Source organism: Paenibacillus solisilvae (assembly GCF_042656405.1).
GTDB lineage: Bacteria > Bacillota > Bacilli > Paenibacillales > Paenibacillaceae > Paenibacillus_Z > Paenibacillus_Z solisilvae.
The window spans coordinates 23,861-30,482 of sequence record NZ_JBHSOW010000135.1; the positions used below are offsets into that span (position 1 = coordinate 23,861).

A 6,622-nucleotide genomic window follows, 5' to 3' on the forward strand; every position below is an offset into this window, starting at 1 on the left:
CAGCACCAGTTGTAGTTACCGGTGACTGAGAATAAGGAAATATGGAAAATCCAAAATAAATGCCAAGTCCGACTACGTTGGAATGCAAATTAATCGGTGGGTGTTAGAGGCTAGAAAATATATCACGTAGGTTGCTCGGGGACAATTGATTACCATTAGACTGACTTCATTTAAGTATCTACCTAAAATTTACCATGATTTCCAAATGTTCTTCAAGAGTCTTTTGATTTAATTCAATTGATATAACCGTTACCTTGAGAACGTCGATTGAATGCGGGTAAATTACGGCCACCACGGAAATTAGCGCTGCATGTGAAATGAAGTAGAACCACTTTGAGCTGAGCCTACCGGGCGAAAACAAATAAATCCCCTCCAAGTAAACGGAAGTGCCTTTTACGCACTGTTTACTTAAAGGGGATGCCCGATCACGCAGTCCAAAGCGGATTTCCCGCAACGACTTCTGCTTTTCGCTAGGTTCCATGCTGGGCCTGATAGTTCAACAGCCTGCTGAACATGCCGCCTCGCTCCATGGATAGCAGCTGATAAGCACCTTGCTGAACGATTCGGCCGTTGTCGAGCACAATAACCTGATCGGCATGCCGGATGGTCGATAATCGGTGAGCGATAACGATAATTGTCATTTTGCCTTTCAGCTGACCGAGCGCTTCCTGAATGTTCGCCTCGTTCTCACTATCCAGGGCGCTTGTAGCCTCATCGAGAATAAGGATGGACGGTTTGCGCAGAATCGCCCTGGCCAGTACGATCCGCTGACGTTCCCCTCCAGATAGCCGCAGGCCCCGGTCTCCCAGGACGGTATCCAATCCTTGCGGAAGAAGCCGGACGAATTCATCGGAGGCCGAGAATCGGAGAGCCTCCCACATCTTCTCCTCGGTTGCATCCGGTGCGGCGATGGACAGATTTTCCCGAATGCTGGCATGAAACAAAAAAGGATCCTGAGAGACATAACCGACCGTATTCCTCAGTGAAATCGCGTTGTCGCCAATGAGCGGGTTTCCATCTAATAGGACGCTTCCCTTCTCCGGACGAACGAGTCCGATTAACAGATCGATCAATGTACTTTTGCCTGCACCTGACTTGCCGACGATGGCCGTCATACTATTCGCCGGAATATGCAGGTTTATATGTTTAAGGGCATAGGCAGAGTCATTCAAGTCATAACGGTAATTTACGCTGCGGCATTCGATGCTCTGCTCCATGCGTTCAGAATTGTCATTGTTCATCAAATCGTGAAGTTCGAGCTCCCTGGCTGAATCCACCTCTTGCTGCAGATTGATTAAGCTTCCGAAAGCCGACATCGACTGTGCCATCTGTTCCCAACTGGACTGGAGCGAGGTGAACTTGGGCCATAAACGCGAAAAAATAATAACGATAAAAACAAGTCTCTGGGCCTGTACTTGGAAAACGGCAAAGGATAGAAAGACGAATAAGGCGATCAATACAGCCGATGTAACTTTGTAATAATACTGTGAAGTCATTTGCAGTCTCGTGAATTGAATCAAGTTATGCTCCATTCGATAACAGAGCGTCCGGAACCAGATCAAATGCTGCCGTTCCATTCGATTGCTTTTTATGTCCTTCATCCCATTAAAGTGATCCGTCACGCCGGCATAATAGCTTTGGGACAAAGCCGATGTCTCGTTCCCTATCGTCCTCGACTTATGGATAAAGGTTCGAGAGAACACGGCAAGGGCCAAGCCGCATACCAATACGCAGGCCGTAAGCGGCGCAGATAAATACAGGGCGAAACCGATCTGCACCAAGGTGAAGAGAATCGTCGTGAGCATGCGGAGTGCCTGGTAGATCCCATAGCTGGCCCGAGCAAGCTCGTTGGTCATCAGATGGATGAAATCCGATTTTCTTTTTCTCAGGAAGAACGTCCAATCGGATTGCAGCAAGGACTCGTAGACCCCGATTCGAAGGTGGCGGATAAAGCCTTGTTCGATTGTCTCATTTAAATTCGATTGACGACGCTGCAGCAGCCCCTGAATAATAAGCAATAGGATAAACGAGGTAAGAATGACCGTTAATTTAAGACTATCCGATAGCCCTTGAAGAAGCCCGGCTAGCGCTGAAGAGAATGGAATACCGCCAGTTCCGGAATCGAATAAGCCAATGATCGACAGCATCGGCGCTAATAAAAAGATGCCGAAACCCTCCAGCATGCTGATGACGACCATGCCGATTAAATTGATATATAATTTGAGCCCTGCGAAAGCATGAAGCTTTCGAAAATAGATGAGCAGATGTGCCACTGGTGATCTCCCCTTGCCCTTGCTAGGCGACTGTTTTACCAAAAATGCCAACGACCGTAAATCCCTCCATGACATCCATGCCTGTCAAGTAGTGAGGTCCGCTTCGCAGCCAGGCGTGTGCGATCATTTTACCCGACTGATCCTTGGCCGTCCCCATGTATAAGGTACTTCCGATACCGCGCCGCTCCAGCATTTTCATGCAGGCGACCGCTGTAACGTAACACTTGCTCTCCCACGGAGTATGATGACTCATTCTGTTCACTGTACTGGATATCGCCAGAATAAGGGCCTCACTCTCTTGGTCCAAGAGCATCGGCGTTTCCTGCATCGGTGTTCCCAGCGATGGAGCCACCTTCGAGAAGGTGCGTCCTTTAAGAATGCGCGCCCAGCCCAGATAAAGAAAAGACTCGAGCAGCAGCAGCTTTTCCCTTGTAGACAATGCTAAGAATTTCGACCCTTTGCGCCACACGGATACCCGCCCTTTCCATACAAGATATGAGAGCCCTTATACCGAGGTATAAGGGCCGTTGTTAATCGTGATAAACCTTAAGTATACTAGGAAGACTCCGGAGCGTTTTTGTGGTTACCCTTACCGTTTTTGTCCGGTATCCGTCCGTTAGGACCACCCATAGTCATTTCGACTTCGAGCACTTCCAGCACTGGCTGTTCCCATACTTTCGTTTGCTTTGTCATAGATATCACCTCCCTTCAAATAAGGATTCCTAGGATGAGAATTGTTTCAAGAAGCGGAAGACAATCAAGCTTTGCATCAACAATCGTGCATCGGGGTCAAAAGCGGCCTCAGGTTTGGGCGAATGCCCAATGACTGCAAGTGATTGTTTAATTTGCTTCACATTCAAATATTCCGAAGCGGCAGAATCGCGGCAAAACATCTCCACCTCTTCTGTAAAAGAACGCCATGAAGGAAGCATACGATGAATCCAATCCGCTCCTTGAACTCCCCGGATGCGCTGATTCAAACGGACGGAGTCAGGCAAATACCGTTCGGTGGATCTGCGTATGAGCGCCCGGTCCACGCCGTTTTGAACATACTGCTCGATTGGTACGGACAAGCAGAACCGGATAACCCTTGGATCGCTGGTCGGATCCCTCTCCCACACGCCATAGCGCAAAGAGAATCTCGTTGTCGACGTCCCTTGATGATTCGATACGGATAAATCCCCGAACTGTCGAACTCTGGACTCAAATTCATCCATCATATATTCGCGTAATCCGACATCATGGCTCTGAAGTCTCTCGATGACTTTAGTCCGGCCAGCAAAATCCGGGTGGATCAAGAGCGGCGGTACCTCTGCTTGCTTTCGGAAGAAGGGGAACTGGCGGGCGAATGGAAAAGCCTGCTTCGCGATGTACGGCAGCAATCGCTTCCTTCCCACGCCGAAATGGCGGCCATAGAGCTTAAGTTCCCGGTTTAGATGAACCCATCGAAACCGTCGCATAAGCCTGGCGTAATAGTCAGCGGCAGGTCCCCACGAGATGCTGTAGTTGCCGCGGGCTCCATTCAATAATACGCCAACGCCATGCTGCTCGGCCTGCTCGAGAATACCTTTAATCCAGAAGGAATTCTCGAAAAATTTATATGGGCCCTCCATGAGATGAAGTAAGTCATCTACCTCTTCAAGCGAGTTTCGATTCGGAAAGTCCAAGTAACGATCAGACATATTCCCGACATGCTGCACGATGGAGTTCATGTAGGGACGTTCGTCAGCTACCATGCTTTTGCCAGTCCAATCGACGAAATCCGGCGACGGTACGTAGCTGTAGGTATGCAATGTCTTCCCTTCACTGCGCAGTGGATCCGCGGCGAAACTCACAACCGCGGCCGAGTCAAGCCCTCCGCTTAAGCTCGCGCCGACCTGCTTGAACGTTCGAAGCTTGGAGTTCACTGCTTCTTGAAATACGGCGCGAAAGGCTTCCTCATACTCGCCATCCGTCCGCAGCTTCAGCTTCTCTATCGGAGTGACTAATGAACCGTATTGCTCCACTCTCAGCTTACCGGAAACCAACGTAAATCGCTGGGCAGGAGGAAGCTGTTCGATATTCCGGTACACGGTCGAGTAAACGTCAATCGCATCCAGAACAACCGGTATGGCCAGAAATTCAGAGAACCATGACTCATTCAGCTCCTTCTTAACGCCTGGCAGCGAAAAGAGCGGATTCACGACGGTGCAAAAAGCGAATTGCCCCTGCTGATGATGAAAATATAAAGAACGGTTACCTAGTAAATCTCGTGCGCCAAACAACTGGCGTTTCGCTTCGTCCCAAATAACAAAGGCGTAATCGCCGATCAAGTAGCAAGGCGCGTCTTTCCCCCATTTCAGGTAGGCAAGTATGATTAACTGACTGTCCGGCATGTTGTGCCGTCTTGCATGCTCAACCTGCAGCCTGTTGAATAATTCCTCCCGATTATCTATAATCGCGTCAGCGGTAATCGACAACCGATGCTCCTCATCATAATAAGGCAGCATCTCCTGGACTGATTCCGGGGTAATCCATTGTGCATGACAACCGAGAGATATTCCTCTGCTATGCCAGATACGCACATCATCAGCAGGGTATTGCTTTAGAGCGCCCATCATATGTTCAATCATTTCGGGATGGATTAGCTCTGGATTATCATGCTGAAGCACACCGAGTATGGCGCTCATTATCACACCTGTTTCTCTAAAGCATTATTTATTTGCAAGTAATATTTTGTACTATAGCATATTATGATACGTTTTGTATCATTAAAATTCTATAATTTTCCACTATCGTTGCATAAATGTTTTCACAATTCTCAAAATGTTCAATTATCTCCTCTTCCAAGCATAAAAAAATCCTTTTCAGTGGATAGGGGAGAACTATATCAGAAGAAATATCTAGAGAATTGGATTACGATTAAAGTTTGTAGGACGATGGAGAGAAGCGACTTGTTTCAAGTTCTATCGTATGGAAAATCGTAGTGAATAGCGTTACTTTTGATATATATAAAAGTAACGCGCCCCTGATCACGAATTCCACTATTCGGCGATCAGGGGCGTTTTTTGTTTTGTTTCTACAGCAGCTAGGGCTTGATATATACGTTTGGAGTTAAAAACCTAAAAATTAAATATCCCGGCGTTCGTTTCCATTTTAGGAATGCTAGGACTGCAATCGCCAGGCAAACCCATATCTTTATTATCGGTGACAATCAATTCTTTCTCGATTAGAGCGATTTGCTTATCCCCCTCATAGATATAAAGAAAATGTCCCTCTCTAGCCTTTTCCTACCTCATATCCCTCATAATTGCGATCTTTTAAAACCCTGAACGGACTAAAAACCAGACTTGCATGACGAATTCATATATTGGCTGCCACGAACCAAAAAAACATGCATGCAAATTTGAGGAGGTCCATTTTTGAAGAAGAAAATTGCCTATATGCTAATCGGTGCACTATGCTCTATCATACTTTCATATGGATTCGTCGCTTACGCGGATCATGATTCGTCCGCAACAACAGAGGACAAACCAACTGCAGCAAGCGATACATACGTTGTCCCTCCAAAGGCTGTTGCGACGCCTAAGCCCGCGACTGCTCAACCGAGTCCAAGTGAAGGACCGATCAAGCTCGATCAGCTGAAAGACTTGGAAATTAAAATCGCAGGCAATGGCCTAAAGATTGAAATTGAGCTCGAACGGGAACAAGCGAAGGTCGAGTCCAAGGTAGAAATTAACCGCGGCCAGGATCAGGAAAACCACCTAACAGGCAGCGAAGCGGCACAATTTATCCAGCAGCTTCTGGATGCTGTCAAATTGCAAGAAAACATGAATAAGCAGCAAGTATTGAATGCGCTGTTCAAGCATTTTGCTGTCGAACCGGCCAAGGTGGAAATCAAAATCGAAATCAAATTGACGAATCGACTTGAAGTGTTGAAATATGAACAAGAAAAAGATGATGACGACGTCAATGCTAAAGTTCAAAACGTGCAAAAAGAGCAAGATGACCAAAAGGAACAACTCGCAAATAAAGATCAACTAACGCAAAAAGAGCAGAAAAAAGCGCTAATCGCTAAGAAAAAAGCGCTGCAAGAAGCTTGGCAAAAAGCTCATAAAGAGCAGCAAGCAAAGCAGAAGCAGGAAAAGCAATTCGCTCGAGGTGACCGGGACGATGACCACCATGACGGCAAGCAAGAGGACGAAGATGATGACGATGACCATGACGGCGATCACGGTCAACATGAAAGTCACGATCATGAAAACCATGATAACGAAGACGAGGACTAATTATTGCCCTAAGAAATCGAGTAGGAGGGAGCGGCTAGCCCCCGTCCTCTCACACCACCGTACATGCGGGTCCGCATACGG

The 6,622-nt window shown here is 47.3% G+C and carries 5 protein-coding genes; 1 reads left to right on the plus strand and 4 read right to left on the minus strand.

Features of this window, described 5'->3' with window-relative positions; translation table 11 throughout:
* Positions 1–470: 470 nt before the first annotated feature.
* From ACFPYJ_RS32500 to ACFPYJ_RS32515, 4 genes are all read right to left on the minus strand, one after another.
* Entirely contained in the window at positions 471–2,273 is a 1,803-nt protein-coding gene (locus tag ACFPYJ_RS32500; protein ID WP_379192636.1) for an ABC transporter ATP-binding protein, read from the minus strand.
* Positions 2,274–2,295: 22 nt separating this feature from the next.
* A complete protein-coding gene (locus tag ACFPYJ_RS32505; protein ID WP_379192638.1) occupies positions 2,296–2,742 on the minus strand; it encodes a lasso peptide biosynthesis B2 protein in 447 nt (148 codons plus the stop codon).
* An 86-nt stretch (positions 2,743–2,828) separates the two neighbouring features.
* On the minus strand, positions 2,829–2,966 hold the full coding sequence (locus tag ACFPYJ_RS32510; RefSeq protein WP_379192640.1) for a paeninodin family lasso peptide: 138 nt from the start codon (positions 2,964–2,966) through the stop codon (positions 2,829–2,831).
* 29 nt (positions 2,967–2,995) lie between these two features.
* Positions 2,996–4,942, minus strand: coding sequence for an asparagine synthase-related protein (locus tag ACFPYJ_RS32515; RefSeq protein ID WP_379192642.1), 1,947 nt, complete (start codon positions 4,940–4,942; stop codon positions 2,996–2,998).
* A 732-nt stretch (positions 4,943–5,674) separates the two neighbouring features.
* Between ACFPYJ_RS32515 and ACFPYJ_RS32520 the strand changes: the two genes are divergently transcribed.
* Entirely contained in the window at positions 5,675–6,541 is an 867-nt protein-coding gene (locus tag ACFPYJ_RS32520) for a YusW family protein (RefSeq protein WP_379192644.1), read from the plus strand.
* Positions 6,542–6,622: the final 81 nt, after the last annotated feature.